Source organism: Geminicoccus harenae (genome assembly GCF_019800005.1).
Classification (GTDB): Bacteria; Pseudomonadota; Alphaproteobacteria; order Geminicoccales; family Geminicoccaceae; genus Geminicoccus; species Geminicoccus harenae.
Genome location: NZ_JABGCL010000125.1, coordinates 1 through 1839 on the forward strand (window position 1 = coordinate 1; position 1839 = coordinate 1839).

A 1839-nucleotide genomic window follows, 5' to 3' on the forward strand; every position below is an offset into this window, starting at 1 on the left:
AGGCGGCCTGGCGCCGCGGCGAGCACGTCGGGCGCGGTCCTCACGTCACTGGCGTTGCCGGGCGTAAGGTGTGAACCGCCCCGGGTTTGCCGGAGGCTCCAAGCCTTGAGAGGATGGAGCGATGAGCGGGAGAAAGTCGGCGGCGAGTTTCTCGCCTGAAGTGCGGGAGCGGGCGGTGCGCTTGGTGCTCGAGCATCAGAGCGAGCACGGCTCGCAATGGGCGGCGATGATGTCGATTGCGGCCAAGATCGGCTGCACGGCGGAAACGCTACGCAAATGGGTGCGCCAAGCCGAGCGCGACCAGGGCCTACGGGCCAGGCCGGCGACGGCGGAACAAAACCGCATCAAGGAGCTGGAGCGCGAAGTCCGCGAGCTGCGCCAGGCCAACGAGATCCTGCGCAAGGCATCAGCGTATTTTGCCCAGGCGGAGCTCGACCGTCGGTTCAAGCCATGATTGCCTTCGTTGACGATCATCGCACGACCTATGGGGTCGAGCCGATCTGCAGGGTACTGCCGATCGCCCCGTCCACCTACTACGCCCATGTGGCACAGCGGTGCGACCCAGCGCGGTCCTCGCTGCGTACACAGCGCGACAACCTGCTCAAGGCGGAGATCCGCCGGGTGCATGCGGAGCACTTTGGCGTCTATGGCGTGCGCAAGGTCTGGCACCAGCTCCGGCGCGAGGGCACGGCCGTGGCCCGCTGTACGGTCGCGCGGCTGATGCGCCAGCTCGGCCTGCGCGGCGTGGTGCGCGGCAAGGAGACCAGGACGACGCTGTCCGACAAGGGTGCGCCATGCCCGACCGACAAGGTGAACCGGCATTTTCGCGCGTCGCGGCCGAACCTGCTCTGGTTGTCCGACTTCACCTATGTCGCCACCTGGCAGGGCTTCGTCCACGTGGCCTTCATCATCGACGCCTACGCCCGCCGGATTGTCGGCTGGCGAGTGTCGCGGACCGCGCATGCGGGGTTTGTCCTCGATGCTCTGGAGCAGGCACTGCATGACCGCCGCCCCGTCCGCAGCGCCGGCCTGATGCACCACAGCGATCGCGGCGTGCAGTATGTCTCGATCCGCTACACCGAGCGGCTGGCAGAGGCCGGGATTGAGCCTTCGGTCGGCAGCGTCGGCGACAGCTACGACAACGCCCTCGCGGAGAGCGTCATCGGCCTGTTCAAGACCGAGGTCATCCGCCGCCGCGGCCCCTGGCGCAGCCTAGAGGCCGTCGAGTTCACCACCCTGGCGTGGGTGGACTGGTTCAACAACCGCCGTCTCCTCGGGCCCATCGGCAACATCCCTCCCGCCGAGGCCGAGGAGCGGTATTATGCGCAGCTTGAGGCACCCGCACTCGCGGCGTGATTCAAGCCTACCAGCCTCCGGCAAACCCGGGGCGGTTCAATCAGTCTCTCGGCGTGCCGGCAGGGTAGTGCCCCTTTTCTTCCGGTAGATGAGCGGCCCCGTCTCCCGTCACTGATCCACTGGAGAAGGCCGCTACAGAAGCCCCCCATAAAGCTAGCTGACCCAGAACCTGCTGGTCAGGAGCCTGACAAGTCATTTCTACAAATAGTAGCGTAAAAATATCCCCGCAGAAAGCACTGTATAACTTCTGCGTATTGTCTCATTCACATACGTAATATGCATCGTATATTTGTCTGAACGGGAACTGCGGCATTCCGCTGCAGTTGCTGCCCCATGACCAAGCCTCCCGCTCCTGACCAGCCCGACCAGCGGGTTGAACTGCTGGAAGAGCAGCTTCAGCTCCGCAAGCACTTGGTCGAGCTTGGCCGCGTGCTGATCGAGACCAAGGTCGAGACTACGCCGCATGTCGTAGAGGCGCTTCTC

The 1839-nt window shown here is 64.7% G+C and carries 1 protein-coding gene and 1 other annotated feature; the gene reads left to right on the forward strand.

Annotated features, from left to right (window positions below):
• Nucleotides 1–121: 121 nt before the first annotated feature.
• Nucleotides 122–1356, forward strand: a protein-coding gene (locus HLA95_RS27155; RefSeq protein ID WP_370467545.1) for an IS3 family transposase whose coding sequence is annotated in 2 segments (ribosomal slippage) — nt 122–416 and nt 416–1356 — 1236 coding nt in all. Because the reading frame shifts where the segments join, the coding sequence is not laid out codon by codon here.
• Nucleotides 409–525 (forward strand) — a sequence feature (AL1L pseudoknot). Its footprint overlaps the gene before it by 117 nt.
• Nucleotides 1357–1839: the final 483 nt, after the last annotated feature.